The organism is Rubrivirga sp., assembly GCF_049648075.1.
In the GTDB taxonomy this organism is placed as follows: domain Bacteria; phylum Bacteroidota; class Rhodothermia; order Rhodothermales; family Rubricoccaceae; genus Rubrivirga.
This window is the reverse complement of record NZ_JBARYR010000493.1, coordinates 1-17287: the sequence shown is the minus strand read 5'-3', so window position 1 is coordinate 17287 and position 17287 is coordinate 1. Positions and strand designations below refer to the sequence as shown.

Sequence of the window (17287 nt, the reverse complement as noted above, 5' to 3'; positions counted from 1 at the left end):
CGCCTGGCCCTCGGCGGCGTGGTCTCCGCCGCCGACCTCGAACGGGCTCGCGCCCTGGTCGACACCCTCACGACGCCCGCGACCCTGCTGCACCTCGCCGACCTCCAAGCCGTTGCAGGCCTCCCGTCCTCGAGAACGTACCAGCAGGCCGTCGACTCGCTCTCCGCCGTAGACGCGGTCAGCCGGCTTGGGATCTCGCGCCGCCGCGCCCTCGAGGCCGAGGTCGTTCGGGACGTCCTGGCCGCGTCGCCTTTCGACGTCCCCGAGGCACTCGTCGACGCGGATCCCGTCTTGGCCGCGCTTCGGTTCTCCGCCCTCGATGAGCCCGTGAGAGCCTGGCGGCTGGCGAGCACGTGGTGCCTCGAGGACGACACGACCGAGGCGTCGCGCGTCGCCCGGTTCTTGCAGTCGCGGATCGCGTACCGAGCTGGCGCCCTCGAGGCCGGCGATGCCCTCCGCGCCGGTCTCGCGGACGCGTTCAGGGTGTCGGGTCCGACGAGCCTGGCTCCCGTCCTCGAGGACGATGAGAGGCGCTCCGAATGGCGGCAATCCCGTAGGCGGCTCCCACCTATCTTCGATCTTCAACCGCCCGTCCTGGATGCCCTCGCCTCGTGCGCTCCTGATCGCTCTCCTCGTCCTGGCCGGCTGCGCGCTCCCTGAGGAGGGCTTCGAGGTCGACCCGCCCACGCCGACGCCGACGCGCCAGCCGGGGCAGACCGTCATCGAGGACGAGCGCATCGGCGCGCTTCAATTGCACTCGCGTGGCGACGAGGCCACGCTGCCAATCCTGTCCCTCGAGGGCAGCGAGCAACTCCGGCTCCGGTTCGACATCCTAGGACAGGACGTGGGCGAGGCGCTCCAGATCTCGTTCGTGCACACGAACCTGATCGGCCAGCCGGACCTGCTCCCATCGGAGTTCATGACCAGCTTCGAGCGGGACGACATCTTGGACTTCCAGCGCTCGAGCGCCGCGTCGTCGCTGCCCTACGTCCACTACACCTACGACTTCCCGAACAACACGATCGGGTTCGAGGTCAGCGGCAACTACCGCGCGATCGTCCGCACGCTCGCCGGCGAGCTTTTGTTCGAGATCCCGTTCTTCGTCACCGAGCAGCTCGCCGAGGTCGACCTCGAGTTCGGATCGACGGTGATGGGCGGAGCGGTCGGGTTCGCCGTCCAGCCCGCGGCCCGGCTGCGACCCAACGCGCGTTTGCAGGAGTTCGACGGCTCGTTCTACACCGTGTGCTTCGCACGCAACGGGCGGACCGACCAGTTCCGGTGCGCCCCCGAGCCGAACCTGATCGACTTGTCGCTCTTTCAGTTTTTCCTGCCGCGCGACCAGGCCTTCCCCGAGCAAGACGCGCTCTTCGAGGTCGACTTGGGTTTCCTGTCCATCAACGACCAGGTCATCGAGGTCGACCGCGCCGCCGTGCCGCCGATCGCCGTCCTCGACGCGGACTTCGCCGAGTTCGGGGGCGACGTGCGCCAGGCCGTGATCGCCGCGGTCCCGCTCTTGTCGACGGTCTACCGCGACGTCGGCCAGGTCGACACGGATGGGCAGTACGTCGACACCGTCTTCCGATTCGTCCCTCCCAACGGCCGGCAGCTCGCGCGGCGCGTCTACGTGACCGGCTCGTTTAACGGATGGCGCAGGGTGCCCAACGCCGAGCTGATGTGGGACGCCGCCGCGGGTCTTTATCAAGGGACTATTCGCATCAAGCAAGGCCGCTACGTGTACGGCTACACGGGCGGTCCTGGCATCTCGCAAGGTCTCGGCGCGCCGTCCCTCTTTACGGCTTACGTCTACCTCAGCGACCCTCGTACGTTTACCGACCGACTGATCGCCGTCCGAAGCGGCGTGGCACGCTAACCCCCAACGCCCATGACTCGACTGCTTCTCTTAGCCGGCCTCCTCGTTGCCGCCGGCTGCTCGTCAACGTCTCCCGTCGTGGACCCCTCCGACGACTCGTCGTCGAGCTCGGACGGCGACATGAAGCCCTTCGACGAGATCGTCACCGACGACGCCGTGACGGACGAGGGCATGTTCGACGTCCACCTCGAGGACGACGGCGCCAAGCTCCTGTTCGAGATCCCCGACGACCTCCTGGACCGTGAGATGTTGATCGTGAGCCGCATCGCGCGCACGACCGAGGGGTTCCAGTATGGCGGCATCAAGGTCAACACCCAGGCCGTCCGGTGGGAGCGTCAGGGCGACCACGTCTTGCTCCGCACCATCCGCTACGCCAGCGTCGCCGCCGACAGCCTGCCGATTTATCAGGCGGTCCGCGACGCCCAGTTCGAGCCGATCATCGCTCGCGTCCCGATCCTCGCGCTCGGCACCGACTCGACCTCGATGGTGGTCGACATGACGGACACGTTCACGGGCGACACGCCGGTCTTCGGCCTGCCCCAGGGTGCGCGTGAGCAGTTCAAGGTTCGCCGCGTCGACGGCGACCGCTCGTTCCTGGCGAGGGCGATGGCGTTCCCTGAGAACGTCGAGATCCGCTCGGTCCTGACCTACGAGTCGTCGGAGCCGCCGGCCAATGCCTCGACCGGGACGCTTTCCGTCGAGATGGCGCACTCGATGGTGCTGCTCCCTGAGGAGCCCATGCGGCCTCGACGCTACGACCCGCGCGTCGGCTACTTCTCGATCCAGCAGACCGACTACGGCATCCCAGCCCAGCGCGCCGAGCAGCGCCGCTACATCACGCGCTGGCAGCTCGTCCCAAGTGACATGGAGGCCTACGCTCGCGGTGAGCTTGTCGAGCCCGTTGAGCCCATCGTGTACTACATCGACCCCGCTACGCCGGAGGAGTGGCGCGAGCCGCTCAAGCAGGGCGTCCGCGACTGGAACGTCGCCTTCGAGGCCGCCGGCTTCAAGAACGCCATCCGCGCCGCCGACGCACCCGACGACTCGACGTGGAGCCCGGAGGACGCCCGTTACTCCGTCATCCGCTACTTCCCGTCCGACGTCCAGAACGCGTTCGGCCCGCACGTCCACGATCCGCGCTCGGGTCAGATCATCGAGTCCGACATCGGCTGGTTCCACAACGTGATGAACCTGTTGCGCAACTGGTTCTTCGTCCAGACGGCCGCAGTCAACCCGGACGCCCGTGCGCCTGAGTTCCGGCAAGAGGTGATGGGCGAGTTGGTCCGGTTCGTCTCGGCCCACGAGGTGGGGCATACGCTCGGGCTGCCGCACAACTGGATCTCGTCGGCGGCCTACCCGGTCGACAGCTTGCGCAGCCCGACGTTCACGACCGAGCACGGCACGGCGCCCTCGATCATGGACTACGCCCGGTTCAACTACATCGCCCAGCCCGGCGACGGCGTGACCCAGTTCATGCCCCGCGTCGGCGAGTACGACATTTGGGCCGTCAAGTGGGGGTACACCTACTTCCCCGACGCCGACAGCGAAGAGGAAGAGCGCGAGATGCTGAAGGACATGGTGATGGAGACGAGGGGGGACCTCGCCCTGCGGTACGGCGCCCAAACCTTCGACCCGGTCGACCCGCGCTCTCAGAGCGAGGACTTGGGTGACGATGCGGTGTACGCCTCCGAGCTCGGCCTGGCCAACCTCAAGCGGATCGTCCCGCGCCTGCGCGAGTGGACGACCGAAGACGGCGAGGGCTACGACAACCTCGACGAGCTCTACGGTCAGGTCGTCGGGCAGTGGGCGCGCTACCTCGGTCACGTCGGCCGCCAGATCGGCGGCGTAACCATCGACCCCAAGATGGTCGGTGAGGACGGCGCCGTCTACGAGCCCGTCGACGCGGACCGCCAGCGGTCGGCCGTGCGCTTCCTGGTCGAAGAGGGATTCCGCACGCCGGACTGGTTGTTGGACTCGGACCTTCTCTCGTTAATCGAGCCCGCCGGCACGTCGGACCGCATCCAGCGGCTCCAAGAAGGTGCGCTCAACCGCGTCCTCGATCCCGTGCGCTTGGGCCGTCTCGCAGAGGCCGAGTGGCTTAAAGACGACGCCTACCCGGCGGCCGAGATGATGGACGACTTGCAGTCCGGTCTGTTTGAGGAGATCGGTGGCGGTCGAGAGATCGACCCCGCGCGCCGTGCCTTGCAGCGCGCCTACGTCGACCGCCTGGGCGACATCCTCACCGGCTCCCCGGCGTCGGTCCCGCCCCAGTTCGTGAGCGTCGCGTACGGGTACCGTCCCCAGGACATCGAGCGGTCCGAGGCTCGCCCGCTCGCCCGCGGCGCGTTGCTCGCCCTCGATGCCGACCTCGAGGACGCGGTCGCACGCTACCGTGGCGACGACGAGCAGGCCGAGCGCTACCACGTGCTCGACCTTCGCGCCCGCATCGATCACATCCTCGACCCCGAGGACTAGCCGACTCGAGGCCGGAGAGGGACGGCTCTCTCCGACCTCGATCGTCCCCATCTGTGCTCGACCTCAGCGCCGCCCGGCCCGATATCCTGATCTTGGTCGGGACCCAGACCGGCAACTCGGAGATCGTCGCCGACGCCATCGGAGACCGATTGGGTGACCTCGGCTTCGCCGTCCACCTGTTGGACATGGCCGAGGCGTACCCCGAGCTCCTTGAGGACCACGACCAGATCGTGGCCGTGACCTGCACGTGGTCGGACGGCACGTTCCCCGACAACGCCGTCGACTTTATCGACGCTCTCGAGAGCATCCGCCCCGCCCTCGAGGGCGCCCGGTTCGGCGTGTGCGGTTTGGGGGACCGCGACTACGACCCGTACTACCAGACGGCCGCGATCAATCTCGTGGACCTCCTGACGTCGTGCGGCGCCCTCGAGGCCGCGCCTCTCCACGGCATCGACGGCGGCCCGACGCCGGCCGATATCGAGGGCGCGGTCGAGTGGGCGGTCGCCTTGGCCAACGCCTTCGCGACCTCGTGACGCTGTCCGACCTCGAGGCGCCGACACGCTTCCACACCTCCCACGAGGTGTTCGCCGACCTCGAGGACGCGTGCTTGGCAAACCCCGACCTCGCGACCTTCGAGGTCGTCGGCGAGAGTGAGGAAGGGAGAGCGATCGCGGGCGTCATGATGGGGCTGGGGCCGCAGTTGGTGACGCTCGTGGCTGGCGCCCACGCGGACGAACCTGTCGGTCCAGAAACGTTGAGGGCGTTCGTCCTGGAGGGGCTGGCCGCTCGGGGCTGGGGGGCCGAAGGCGGCGGACTCGAGGACGTGTTCGAGCGGTTCACCTTCCGCGTGATCCCGCACCTCAACCCCGACGGCGAGGCGCGCAACCGGTCGTGGATCGGAACGTGGGACGCATCGAGGCCGGCGGAATCGCTGGGTCACTACCTCCGCGGCCGACGCCGTGAGCCGCCCGGCCGCGACCTCGAGTTCGGCTACCCCGACCTGCGCGTCGAGAACGAGGCGGCGACCGCGTTCCTATTCGACGGCTCGCCCGTCGCGCTCCACGCGAGCCTGCACGGGATGGGATTCTCCGAGGGCGCGTTGCTCCTCATCGAGAAAGAGTGGCTGGTCTCGGACGCGTCCTCAGGTCTCCGGGACGGCTTCACCAAGGCCGCGCGCCGAGCGGGCCTGCCTCTCCACGACCACGACCGCGGAGGCGACAAAGGCTTCGTCTACGCCGGCCCCGGCTTCTGGTCTACGCCACGAGGCTCCGCCATGCGCGAGCACTTCCTCGAGATCGGCGATCCCGAGACGGCCGCCAAGTTCCGGTCGTCCTCGATGGAGCAGGCGGCTACCACGTCCGGCGGCAAGACGCTGTCTGTGGTCACAGAACTCCCTCTCTTTCGTTTAGCGCCGTCCTCGAGGCCGGGCGTCGCCGAGTCCCTGCAGGCGTTCAAGGCCGAGATGCCGTCCGTCCTCGAGGACGCGGCGGAGGAGCGGTCGCTGCAGCCCTGGGTGGCGCGGTTCGGGATCACGTGCCCGCCCCTCGAGGACCAGGTCCGCCTTCACCTTGGCGTGCTGGACCACGCCCTCGAGGCCGTCGAGTCGCGCGAGAAGGCCTAGGACCGCTCCGACCCGGTGCAGCCGGGCTCGGCCTGGCTGTAGTCCGTCCGGTTAAGGTTGCCGCTCGCGTTGGGCTGTTGGCCGGACGTCAAGACGAAGCCGTGAACGTCGAGGACGAGCGAGTCGGACATGGCCAGACGAGGCGTCGAGACCTCGACGGAGTCGAGCGTCGTCGGGTCCGGCTCGGTCGTCGCGAACCTCGGGGTCGCCCTCGTCGTCGTGTCGGTCTGGGTGGAACCGGTCTGGGAGGAGTTCCGATCGGAAGGAGTCCGGGCTGAACCGGTTTGAGTGGAAGAGCTCGTTGGGTTAGGGTTGAACAACGCAGCCGTGTGACCATTGGGCTGGAAGCCCCGAGGCGGGGGCCAGTACGCAAACGCCGTGTCCGCCCTCGTGTCCGCGACCCACCCGACGACCTCGACTGCGCACGGGTTACCGAGCGCGCCTCGGTCGATCGCGACCTCGATGAAGTTCGACGAACTGTTGTCGCCGATATCGATCCCACTCCGACCCTGCGGAGCCCACGACTCTTCGAGGCCAACACTCCAATCGCTCGTGCGACTGTACAACTGCGCATTTCCTTGGTACGTATACCCGTCGCCCGTCTGCGACGTGACGCCGTCGAGCCGGATCTCAATCAGGTAGTCCGCACGAAACGGAAGCCGCTCTGGAGTCGGGCCGTTCGAGCGAGGTTGTACGGAGCCCGCCGTCCCCTGGGGGTCCGTGTTGAGGTACAGCATCCAGTAGCGGTATGGGGACTCCGCTCGGTCGATGACGGGGCAGTCCCCGCCCTCGCAGTCTCCCGCCCCGACCGCCGACCCCGTCATCCCGAAGTACATGTGGCACGGGTCCCAACTCGCGTACGTCACGTACGGCGTCTGGGCGTCTGGCGAACTGGTCTGGAACGCCTCGTTCGTCGTGTTAAAGTCGTTCCCGTTGTCGATGGGGAGGGAGTGATACGGAAGCGAGCGCCCGGTGTAGTCCGTGTCGGACGAGCACTCGCTCCCCGGCTTCTCTCGCTCGTCACGACGAGGGTTCGAGAGCAGGAAAGACAGCGCCGTCGAGAAAAAGCCCGACGACGAATCCGCGACCGAGCCCGATGAGGCGCGCGAAGAGTCGCTCATGGCGCTGGACCTGGAGGTGTTGCCGTCGGGCTCCTGAGACCCGCCGCACCCTAAGATGAAGATCGAGCACGACGCCAAGACAGAAAAGAGAAGGGCACGGTTAGTCATCGGTCCGAGGTGTTTGGTGGGGCTGAAGGTGGCGTCACGCCCGCGGCCTCGAGGCCGCGTAGAAAGACGTTGTACACCGCAGTTCGATCGCCTCGCTTATAGGGTGGAGGTCTGCCCAGGCGCTCAGCCATCGGGCGGATAGCCAAGTGATGCTCCGCGTACCTCTGGAGCAGGGCAGCCAGGAGGATGGCGAGCACGTCGAGGGCGAAGAGGGTCGCGAGCATGTAGCTCGCGAACAGAGCCAGGAGCAGGACGAAGAAGACCATGGTCGAGAGCTGCGTGACGGCCTCGACGATGACTCGAAGGGTCTCGGTGTCCACGGCTACTCGGCGCTGGCGTACAGCGTCTCTGTCCTGTCGCTCGATAAGGCCGGATCTTCCTCGATGCCGCGGTCGAAAATCTTGTACAACCGCCGCTTCTCGGCTTTCGAATAGGGCCAGTGGTACCCCAGCTTGTCGCCCATCCGCTTGATGGTGAGGTGCGCGGACGCGAGGGCGAAACACTTGTACGCGAAGATCATCAGGATGACGTAGAACGTCATTTGCGTCACGAAGTCCTCTAGGATGCGCAGCAGGAACAGGAAGAAGAGCTCCGTCGAGATCTGCTCGACGGCCTCGAGGATGAGGCGGAGGTTGTCGGTGTCCATCGGTCAGTTGGTGTAGGTCCAGAACACGTGCGCGATGGAGATCGCGATGATGAGTGTGCTGAGGCCCAAACACACCACGAACACCATGACCGCGATTTCCGAGATGTCTACGTTTTCCATGGCTATATGGCCTCGGTGTCATAAAGGGACGAGAGCTGTTCGTCGTCGCGCTCGGTGTCAGAAGTAGCGACCGCGTCCCACGTCCAGCCGTCGTCCTCGACGAGGTACAGGAGCGTCCGTCGGCGGTCTTCCATCTCCTCGAGGTCGTGGTCGAACTGGGCATCGGGCACGACGGGGATCCCTGCGTCTCGAAGCTGGTCGAGGTCGGGAGGCGGTGGGAGGTCCCCGCCGGAGGCCTCGAGCGCCGTGGCGAGCGTCTCGATGAGCGTCGAGAGCGAGCGGCGGACGGCGTGGAGCGTTCCGCTGGGAATCCCCAAGTGCCCGCACTCGCCCGCCGCGGTGCCGCGTTGCAGGAGCGTGACGGTCTCATCCAGGACGGCCAGGCTGGGACCGATCGCCTCGGACCTCTTGTGACTGTGGAAGTAGGCGAGGATCGGGTACGACAGATGCCGTTGCTCCAGGAACGCGAGCTCGGGCGTGATGGCCTCGAGGTAGTGACGCAACGCCTCGAAGGAGTCCCCGTCCCACATGTTGACCAACACGTCCCGGCTCGATTCGCCCAGGCACGAGATCGTGATCGCGATCCGCCGCTTGTCGGTCGCCGCGACCATCATGGGAATGATGTACCCGATCGCAAACGAGATCTGAACCAGGCCAACGAACGAGGAGCCAGCCGTGAGCACCAACGCCGCAGGTCCCCTGGGTTGCACGTTCCCGATTCCCAGCGTGCTCAGCGTGTACCCCGAGAAGTAGATCCGCTCCCAGACGTTGGCCATTGTGCTCGTCGTCGCGTTGACGACCTCGAGGCCGGAGAACACGAGGGTCCACGCGACCCACTGGATCCAGATCCAGCAGAAGACCGTGGCCACGACCGCCACTGCGCCTCCTATCGAGAGAACGCGGCTCCGGGGAAGGACCCGGTAGATGTGCTGCGACGTCTGCCGTACAGACTTTGCGACGCGGCGGGTGATCGGCCCTCCGCCCTCGCCCAGGATGGTCCAAGCCTGGTCCCAGAGACCAATGCCCGACACGACGAGTCCGGTGCCGATGAGTAACAGGTCGAGGGCGTCTACGCTCACGACTCTTCTTGGTCGTCGTCGTCGTCAGAGCTGAACAAGAACGCTGGGACGCCGCCGGCCAAGATTCCCGCCGCCGCGACTCCGGCCGCCACGAGGTAAACGTCCATCTGAACGAGGTCGACGAACGGGAGCATCACGACCGTCGCGAGCACTCCGAGCCCGACCCCCGACATGCTCCAGATCCCCCACGAACGCCCAGACCGTTTGCCAGCGAACAAAGCTGAGATCGGGATCACGACGGCGACGGCTATCGCAACGAGGATCGGGTACCCCTGTGCGGCGATGCTCACGACGACTGCTGCTGTCGATGTGGCCAACAGGCTGCCGAGCCAGACAGGGGACCCATCGTCATCCGTCTTTTCGTCGTCTTTCTCCTCCACATCCGTCTCGTCGGGCCGCTCGCTGTGGTTGTGGTCGTCTCTGCGATCGTAGGCGTAGCGCTCGCGTGGCGCACGGTGCTCAGTTTCATCGTGGGCACTTCGTGCCCGCCGCTCTTCAGGATCGCGCTCGCCACCTCGCCAGCCGCGGTCGCTATGGGAGCGTGACCAGGTCAGTAGGTCTCGTCCCCGATCAAGACCTCCGATTCTCTCCCCACGCGCGTCGGCTCCACGGTCGTAGCGCGCCCTTGAGGTCGGCTCTCTCCTGGTAACGTAGCGGTCGTCGTCCCACGGATCACGGCGGTCGCGGTCTGCCCGATGCGGCTGCCGGCTGTCGTACTCGCGAGGTGCGGGCTGGTCATAGCGCGACCTCGAGGTCGGCTCCCTCCGGGCATCGTGGTCTCTGCGCGCGGGCTCGGTCTCACGGTCGTGGCGCGCCCACGAGGTGTGCTCCCTAGCAACGTAGCGATGGTCGTCCGGCGGCTCTCGGCGGCCTTGGTCTGTCGGTCGTGGTTGCCGGTTGTCGTGACCTCCTGGGGCTGGCTTGGCCTCGGTCCGGTCGTAGCGCGTCCTCGAGGTCGACTCTCTGGCGACACGTTCGTCATCCCGGTCTCGATGTGCGGGCTCGGTCCTATGGTCATAGCGCGCCCTCGAGTTGTCATAGCGCGCCCTCGAGGTCGGCTCCTCGGAGGCGTGGCGGTCGTCGTGTCCTCGAGGCCCAGACTCGGTCCCCGAAACGAGTACGGTGACGGGGGACGAAGTCCCTTCGGCGGACCCCTGGCTCACGACGACGAGCGGCTGATCCGCTCCCTCTAGCACAGGCTCGGGCGAGTCCCCTCGAGAGTTCACCGGCTCGACCTCTTCCCTGAGCTTGAGGACCTCGTCCTCGAGGCTGTTGCAGTCCAGGGACCCGTTCCATCGTGCGGACGATGTCGTGTCCTCGTGGTCGTGGGCACAAACGGTGATCGGTGCGTCGCACGAGAAGCCTCGGAGCGACGTCTTGGAGTTTCTGAACCGGGCCGTCCACGTCCCGTCCCGACGCACGTCGGCGGAACGCGTGATCTCGCGACCGGCGACGTCGACGACGACCTCGACACGGCGCGACGAGGGCTCGCGCCCTTCGACCACGATCTGAGAGAGATCGCCTGATGGACCCGGTAGTCCTTGAACGGAGAGAATCGTCACGGTGGTAGGGCGGCTGTACCCTACAAAGATGGGTTATGGGACCCGGCTTCTGTCTAACAATCCGCCCTAACACCTTGAGCTGACGTTATCCCTAACAGTAGGCCGTCAGGGAATGGTGGCGCTACTGAATGGACTCCCTAAACTCCGAGGGGGCCAGGCCGACAACCCGCTTGAACGCTCGACAGAACGTCTCGTAGTGCTCGTAGCCGACCGAGTCTGCGATCAGGTAGATCTCGACGTCCAACTCCTGGAGCAGGCCCATAGCCGTCAAGAGCCTCGCGTCCTCGATGTAGTTGCGGACGCTTTTGCCCGTGGCTCTCTCGAACCGGCGTCTAAACGAAGACCCTGGAAAACAGTCATAAACGTCCGACGCTCGCAAGGTGTGCGAGGACAATCTGTCGATGATGAGGTCCAGGGCTGCACGCACGGTCGGATCGTCGCCGGCCACCTCGCTGGCGCTGACCTTGAGGCACAGCGTTGCGCGCCTCAGCGCTACGTCGATCGCCGATTCCTTGGCTACGAGAGGCGTCTGGTGTTGGAAATGGCTTTGGAGCCTTTCGAGCGCAGAGTGAGCGATCGCCTGAGAACCCCGGGGAGGGTTTGTGGACATGATGCCATCGGATCTACGCGAGACTCATCCTGAGCCTCGCGCTGACTGAAACGAAGGCTCGCTCAGCCTTTGTCATAGGTCCCTACCTCGGCGTGTGAGTCTGGTCCAGCCTTGTGGACAAGCGATTTCAACCGAGGCGAGGGTTGCAAGGGTCGAACCCTGCGTCCACAGAATTGTCATCCTCGCTCCACCAACCGTGGAGTCTGTCACGCAGGCATTACGTCTGGGTTGGGTTGCAGGCCGGGTAGCGATCGGACGTCAGCCGAAAAAGAGCAGGCACATCCAGACGGCGAACAGCATCGCTGAGACGTCAGCGATTAGGCCGGCTGGCAACGCGTGGCGCGTCTTGCTCACCCCGACTGCGCCGAAGTAGACCGCGATCACATAGAACGTCGTCTCTGTCGAGCCAAACATCGTCGCGGCCATTCGCGTGATGATCGAGGTCTCCCCGTACTGGGCCGCCAGATCGGCTACGATGGCGACCGATCCCGAGCCGGTCAGCGGCCGGACGATGGCCATCGGTAGCACTTCGGCAGGCATTCCGATCAGCGCCAAGACAGGGGAGAGGAGCGTCGCCAACGACTCCATTGCCCCCGACGCTCGGAACATGCCGATGGCGAACAGGATCGCGACGAGATACGGGATGATCCGGACGGCGAGCCCGAACCCCTCTTTGCCGCCTTCGACAAACGACTCGTAGACGGGCACACGCTTGATGAGCCCGTAGAGTGGGATGCCGACCAGCATGATCGGCAGGACGAAAACGGAAACGACTCCGATGATCTCGCGAAAGGCGTCCATCTAGACCTCGGAATCGGGTGTGACCGGCGCGACCTCGAGGGGGCCGTTGCGCAACGGGTCGGTGGCGCGGAACCGTCGCAGCTTGCTCAGCAGCTTGGCCGCCGTGATCGCCACGATGAGGGAGCCCATCGTCGTAAAGAGGATGGGGAAGTAGACGTTGTTCGTCTCCACGCCCAAGATCGCGATCAGCGTGATCGGCGGGATCAGCTGGACGCTGGCCGTATTCAGCGCGAGTAGCATCGCCATCGAGTCGGTCGCGGTGTCCGGCTCCGGGTTGAGCTTTTGGAGCTCCTCCATCGCCTTGATGCCGAACGGCGTCGCGGCGTTGCCGAGGCCGAACACGTTCGCGGCCAGGTTGAGGGCGATCATCCCCATCGCCGGGTGATCTCTGGGGATGTCGGGGAAGAGGGGGCCGAGCACCGGCCGGACCAGCTTCACGAGCGAGTAGATGATGCCGGCGTCCTCGGCAATCTTGCTGAGCCCCAGGAACAGGACCAGCACGCCGATCAGCCCCAAGGCGATGCTGACGGCCACCTCGGCCAAGTCGATCGCCGCCGTCGTGATCGCACCGAGCTTGACGAAGCGGACGGTGCCGAACGACAGGCCGCCCTCGAGGACGGCGCCATCTCCACCCTGCTGGATCGCGACGTCCGACAGCGCGCCTTGGAGGATGTTGTCGCGGGGGTTGGTCGCGTCCCGGATCACGTCGAGCGGCGCCGGCAGCGAGGCGCCGTCCTCGAGGATGATTTCCGTCTCCCCACCGGAGCGCCGAATCGTGACGGGATAGCCAGCTTCGGGAGTCCCGTCGACATCGTAAAAGGACCGGAACGCCGTCGAGTCGAGGACGAGGGTCGCCGCTTGGCGTGGGGCCTCGGCGTCGTACGGACGGTCGAGCTCGAGCCGGACGGGGAGGGGCTGCCCGTTCCGATACGTATCCCGTGTGAGATCCGTCGCGTCAGAGACGAGGGCAAACACGAGACTCACGATGATGAGCCCGGCCCAGATGTAGTTCAGCATGGCGTTCGGGTGAAGGGCCAAGGTCGCCGACGCCTTTTGGATTCGCAACCAGGTCTTGCTGGAGTTTGGCCCCTTGGTTTCCCCGGATGTGGCAGTAGTGCGTTTGCGCTATGGGGTTAGAGGCCGAAGGCCAGTAGTTTCGATGCCCACCCGACCCACAGGTATGCTCCGGTTTCTTCTCGCCACGCTCGTCATCGCCTTGCTCGCTACGAGCAGCATTGCTCAGGACATCGATGTGGTCCCCGCGCCACCACCACCACCGGCGCCCCCATCCGTTGCCGAGTACGGGTACGAGAACGTAGATCTCTCCGCAGTTCCAGACTACGAGGGCGTCCTCGAGGATACCGACGCGATGCAGCAGGGCAAGCCCTACGACGCGTACACCGTCTCCGTCGAGGACGGCAACCAGTTCACGGTGACAATGACCTCCCAGGAGTTCGACACCTACCTGATCGTCAAGTCGCCGAGCGGCCAGCAATGGACGAACGACGACTTTGGTAGCACGAGCGTGTCGCAGGTCGACTTCAACGCGCCGATGAGCGGTGAGTACACCATCTGGGCGACGGCCTTTAGTGACTCGGGACGTGGCAGCTACGAGGTGCGCGTCAAGGAGTCCTCTGCGACGGTCGTGTTCACCGAGACGGGCCGCCTCGACTACGACGATGAGAAGCTGATCAAGGGCGAGTACTACGATGAGTTCATTGTCACGGCGCCCTCGAGCGGCGAGTTCTTCGTCGAGCTGATGCCGCTCGGCTTCAACGGGTTTATGCGCGTGACGTCGCCCAGTGGCGCCCAGCAGACCACGGACCTCTACACGTACTACAACGACGATCAGCGGTCGGTCCGCCTCGGTCCCTTCGAAGGCGAGCGCGGGACGTGGACCGTCGAGGTCACGACGTCGTCCCCGATGGAGGTCGGCGCCTACGACGTGCGCGTGATCCAGATGGACGAGCGCTAGCCGGCGTCCTCGAGGTCGAGACACGTCCTCTGTAGCGAGCCTGCCGCGTCTGCGGTGGGCTCGCTCGCGTTCGGTGACTCGTGGCAGTGCTTGCTCCCGTATCTCAGGACACAGCTCGTACCACTGATGCGCCGACTCAGTCTGTTCACCCTCGTTCTGCTGGCATCCGTCGCGGCAACCGCTCAAAATCCAGTTCGGGCGCCTTTGTCCACGTCCGTCCTCGAGGGCGAGATCAACTCGCAAGGGTCCGCAGATCCCATCCGGCTCGACCTCGAGGCCGGCGAGTTGGTGGAGCTCGATCTCCAGTACCCCGGTGATGTGGTGTCCTTCCGAATCGTCGACCTCGATGGCATGATCCGCAAGGGGTCGGCTCCACGCGCCTCGGCAGTCCGCGAATCGTTCGTCGCTCCGCACGACGGCGTGTTCGCGGTGTTGGCAACCGCGGCCGAGCCCGGTGGTGCGTTCTCGGGCACGCTCGCGAGCTACGGACCGGGTGAGATCCTGGAGATCAGAGGCTCGCTCTGCGCCGGAGCCGCATGCTCGACGCTTCACAACGTCGGCTATTCGACGGGGGAGTGGGCCGGCACGGAGTGGATGACCCTCCACGTCGAGGTCGACGCCGACTCGCCCGTCGACCTCGTGGTCGTGCGCGTCGAGGGCGACACGTTGCGGACGGTCGGCCTTGGGGACGAGTTGGGGCCGTTCTTTTTCTCGGACGAGATCGAGCTCAAGGACGGGCCTCTACAGATCTCGGTCCGCCGTACCCACGAAACCGTAGGCGTCGTGGACTACGTGCTCAAGGTCCGGCGCTGGAGCTACGACCTCGAGGACGAGACGATGCCTCCTCCGCCGTCGCCGCCTCCGGCTGGTCGTAATGACGGCGGATCTTCGCCGCTACCGAAGGTCCCGTAAGCGCCGCAATCTCGGCCTCGGACGCTGCTCGGACAGCTTTGGCGCTCCCCAGCTCCGTGAGCAGCTTCTTGGCGGTCTTCGCGCCGACGCCGGGAATGTCCAGCAGCTCGCTGCGCAAGTCTTTGATCCGCCGTTGCTTTCTCTGGGCCGTCACGGCGAACCGGTGGGCCTCGTCGCGGCACCGCTGGATCAGTCGCAGCGACGACGACGTGCGTGGGATGATCGTCGACTGGCTCTCGCCGGGGAAGAACACCTCTTCGAGCCTCTTCGCCAGGCCCACGACGGGGAACTTGCCGTAGACGTCGACCCGTCGTAGCGACTCGACAGCGGACGAGAGCTGGCCTTTGCCGCCGTCGATGATGACCAGATCCGGCCACGGCCCGTTCTCCTCGAGAAGGCGAGCGTAGCGCCGCTCGACGACCTCGCGCATGGACTGGAAATCGTCCGGCTTGCCGTCCTCGACGGTGCGGATCTTGTACGTCCGGTAGTCCGACTTGCGGGGCTTTGCGTCCTGGAAGACGACGCAGCTTGCGACCGTGCCCGTCCCGCCCAGGTGAGAGATGTCGAACGTCTCGATGCGACGCGGCGGCTTCTTGAGGCGCAGGTCGCGCTGCAAGCTCATGACCGAGCGCGGGATCCGCTCCTCGTCCCGCTGCTCGCGCGCGCGGTGCCACTCGCCCAGGAGGAGCTTGGCGTTGGACTCGATCATGTTCATGAGGTCGACCTTCTCGCCCCGCTGCGGCGTGCGGACCTCGACCTTGCGGCCCTTCTTCTCGCGCAGAAACGCCTCGACGGCCGACGCGTCCTCGAGGTCGCCGGCGAGGTAGACCTCGTTGGGGAAAAACTGGGCCTCGGCGTAGTAGTCCTCGACGATCCGCTGCAACAACGCGGGGTCGTCTGCGCCCTCGATGCCGCGCAGGATCTTGTGCGTCCGCCCGATGATCTTGCCCTCTCGGACCTTAAACAGGACGCCCACGCCCGCGTCGGCCTCGCGGTCGACGGCCAGCGCGAACAGGTCGCGGTCGACCTCCGGGTCCGTGACCACCTTCTGGCGCTGGGCGTAGGTCTGGAGCGCCTTGACGCGGTCGCGGTACTCGGCCGCTTGCTCGAACTGCTTTTCCGACGCCAGCCGTTTCATCTCGTCCTGGAGCAGGTCGATCAGCTCACGCGTCTTGCCGTTGAGCAGCTTGACGATCTGGTCGATGGTCGAGTTGTAGTGCTCCTCGGTCTCATAGCCGACGCACGGCGCGGCGCACTTTTGGATGTGGTAGTCGAGGCATGGCTGGTACTTGCCGGCCTCGATGGCGGCCTGGTTGAGGTGGAGCGAGCACGACCGGAGCTTGAACAGCTCCTTGATGGTCTTGAGCATCAGCTTCATCGCCTTGGCGTCCGTGTACGGGCCGAAGTACATCGACCCGTCCTTGCGCACCCGGCGGGTGGGGAAGACGCGTGGGAAGCGCTCCTTTTTGACGCAGATGTAGGGGTACGTCTTGTCATCCTTGAGCAGGATGTTGTACCGCGGCTTGAGCCGCTTGATCAGGTTGTTCTCGAGCAGGAGCGACTCGGCCTCGGTGTCGGTCAGGATGACCTCGACATCGACCACCTTCTTGACGAGCGCCTGCGTTTTTGCCTCCTTGGGCCGGCCGTCCTGGAAATAGCTCCGGACGCGCGACCGCAGGTTTTTGGCCTTGCCGACGTAGAGCACCTTGCCGTCGGCGTCCTTGTGCTGGTAGACGCCCGGCCCGGTAGGCAAGTGCTTGAGCTTGTCGGCGAGGGCGTCGGTCATGTCATCGAGGGCGGCGCCGTGTGTACGCCGACCGCTCAACGTCGTGCCCGGCGGTGACGACGCGGTGTCAGCGAGACCCGTCCTCGAGGTCGGAATCTGGAACGGGCGTTCTCAGGGCCGTGCATGCGAGGCCGGGCTTGGGGCCGTTCCCCGAGTCCACTCCCTGGGTTCTCATGCGCCTCTTCCTCATCGCGGCCGGTGTCGCGCTCGCACTACCGGTCGGTGCTCAGCCGGTCCTGACCGACTCTTCCGGCACGTACGTCGTCCCGGCCTTTGGGATCGGCGGGAGCGACGGCGTCGACATGCTTCTACTCGGCCTCGAGGCCGGGACGCGGTTGACGCCGACCGTCGACGTCGGCGCGTTCGTCGTGGGCGGCGACAACCGGCTGGGGCCGGGCGGTGCGTATCTGACCTTCGGGCCGACGGCCGGCTACTCGACCCGGATCGGTCTCGGCCTCGAGGTCGACGTCCGCGGACGCGTCCGAGCGACGTTCGAGGACTTCGGGAGCCTGTCGTCCCAGGACGTCGGCCTCGAGGCCGGGTTTAAGTTGCGGACCGCTCGGGCGGCGGTCCAGGCGACGTTCAGCCGGCCGTTCAAGCT

Annotated in this window: 17 protein-coding genes; 8 read left to right on the top strand and 9 right to left on the bottom strand. The window is 65.9% G+C overall.

Going from position 1 to position 17287, the window contains the following annotated elements; genetic code table 11:
* From WBA11_RS13985 to WBA11_RS13965, 5 genes are all read left to right on the top strand, one after another.
* Positions 1–660 (top strand): hypothetical protein (locus tag WBA11_RS13985; RefSeq protein ID WP_424521285.1); only part of this gene is annotated, 660 nt, incomplete at its 5' end.
* Entirely contained in the window at positions 599–1870 is a 1272-nt protein-coding gene (locus WBA11_RS13980; protein ID WP_424521284.1) for a type IX secretion system plug protein domain-containing protein, read from the top strand. The genes WBA11_RS13985 and WBA11_RS13980, both read left to right, overlap by 62 nt.
* Positions 1871–1990: 120 nt before the next feature.
* Positions 1991–4345: a zinc-dependent metalloprotease gene (locus tag WBA11_RS13975; RefSeq protein ID WP_424521283.1), complete on the top strand. Its 2355-nt coding sequence runs from the start codon at positions 1991–1993 to the stop codon at positions 4343–4345.
* Positions 4346–4398: 53 nt separating this feature from the next.
* The gene (locus WBA11_RS13970) at positions 4399–4878 is read left to right on the top strand and encodes a flavodoxin domain-containing protein (RefSeq protein ID WP_424521282.1); all 480 of its coding nucleotides are present in this window, start codon (positions 4399–4401) and stop codon (positions 4876–4878) included.
* Positions 4839–5966 (top strand): M14 family zinc carboxypeptidase, encoded by a 1128-nt coding sequence (locus tag WBA11_RS13965; RefSeq protein ID WP_424521281.1) that lies wholly within the window; start codon positions 4839–4841, stop codon positions 5964–5966. Before WBA11_RS13970 ends, WBA11_RS13965 begins: the two co-directional genes overlap by 40 nt.
* Here the strand turns inward: WBA11_RS13965 and WBA11_RS13960 are convergent.
* From WBA11_RS13960 to WBA11_RS13925, 8 genes are all read right to left on the bottom strand, one after another.
* A complete protein-coding gene (locus WBA11_RS13960; RefSeq protein WP_424521280.1) occupies positions 5963–7087 on the bottom strand; it encodes a hypothetical protein in 1125 nt (374 codons plus the stop codon). The two genes, WBA11_RS13965 and WBA11_RS13960, sit on opposite strands and share 4 nt — an antisense overlap.
* A gap of 104 nt (positions 7088–7191) precedes the next feature.
* The gene (locus WBA11_RS13955; protein ID WP_424521279.1) at positions 7192–7515 is read right to left on the bottom strand and encodes a hypothetical protein; all 324 of its coding nucleotides are present in this window, start codon (positions 7513–7515) and stop codon (positions 7192–7194) included.
* Between the two features lie 2 nt (positions 7516–7517).
* The gene (locus WBA11_RS13950) at positions 7518–7841 is read right to left on the bottom strand and encodes a hypothetical protein (protein ID WP_424521278.1); all 324 of its coding nucleotides are present in this window, start codon (positions 7839–7841) and stop codon (positions 7518–7520) included.
* Between the two features lie 122 nt (positions 7842–7963).
* Positions 7964–9040: a hypothetical protein gene (locus WBA11_RS13945; RefSeq protein ID WP_424521277.1), complete on the bottom strand. Its 1077-nt coding sequence runs from the start codon at positions 9038–9040 to the stop codon at positions 7964–7966.
* On the bottom strand, positions 9037–9330 hold the full coding sequence (locus tag WBA11_RS13940) for a hypothetical protein (RefSeq protein WP_424521276.1): 294 nt from the start codon (positions 9328–9330) through the stop codon (positions 9037–9039). Before WBA11_RS13940 ends, WBA11_RS13945 begins: the two co-directional genes overlap by 4 nt.
* 1393 nt (positions 9331–10723) lie before the next feature.
* The gene (locus WBA11_RS13935; protein ID WP_424521275.1) at positions 10724–11212 is read right to left on the bottom strand and encodes a helix-turn-helix transcriptional regulator; all 489 of its coding nucleotides are present in this window, start codon (positions 11210–11212) and stop codon (positions 10724–10726) included.
* A gap of 258 nt (positions 11213–11470) precedes the next feature.
* Complete coding sequence (locus tag WBA11_RS13930; RefSeq protein ID WP_424521274.1) at positions 11471–12013, bottom strand: spore maturation protein; 543 nt, start codon at positions 12011–12013, stop codon at positions 11471–11473.
* Positions 12014–13030, bottom strand: a complete 1017-nt coding sequence (locus WBA11_RS13925) for a nucleoside recognition domain-containing protein (RefSeq protein WP_424521273.1) — start codon at positions 13028–13030, stop codon at positions 12014–12016. It lies immediately after the preceding gene.
* Positions 13031–13193: 163 nt separating this feature from the next.
* Here WBA11_RS13925 and WBA11_RS13920 point away from each other — a divergent pair, with 163 nt between their 5' ends.
* A complete protein-coding gene (locus tag WBA11_RS13920; RefSeq protein WP_424521272.1) occupies positions 13194–13988 on the top strand; it encodes a PPC domain-containing protein in 795 nt (264 codons plus the stop codon).
* Between the two features lie 126 nt (positions 13989–14114).
* Complete coding sequence (locus WBA11_RS13915) at positions 14115–14900, top strand: hypothetical protein (RefSeq protein WP_424521271.1); 786 nt, start codon at positions 14115–14117, stop codon at positions 14898–14900.
* Here WBA11_RS13915 and uvrC read toward each other — a convergent pair.
* Complete coding sequence (uvrC, locus tag WBA11_RS13910) at positions 14785–16686, bottom strand: excinuclease ABC subunit UvrC (RefSeq protein WP_424521270.1); 1902 nt, start codon at positions 16684–16686, stop codon at positions 14785–14787. The two genes, WBA11_RS13915 and uvrC, sit on opposite strands and share 116 nt — an antisense overlap.
* Before the next feature lie 173 nt (positions 16687–16859).
* Between uvrC and WBA11_RS13905 the strand changes: the two genes are divergently transcribed.
* Positions 16860–17287: hypothetical protein (locus tag WBA11_RS13905; RefSeq protein ID WP_424521269.1), on the top strand; the 428-nt coding region annotated here is incomplete at its 3' end.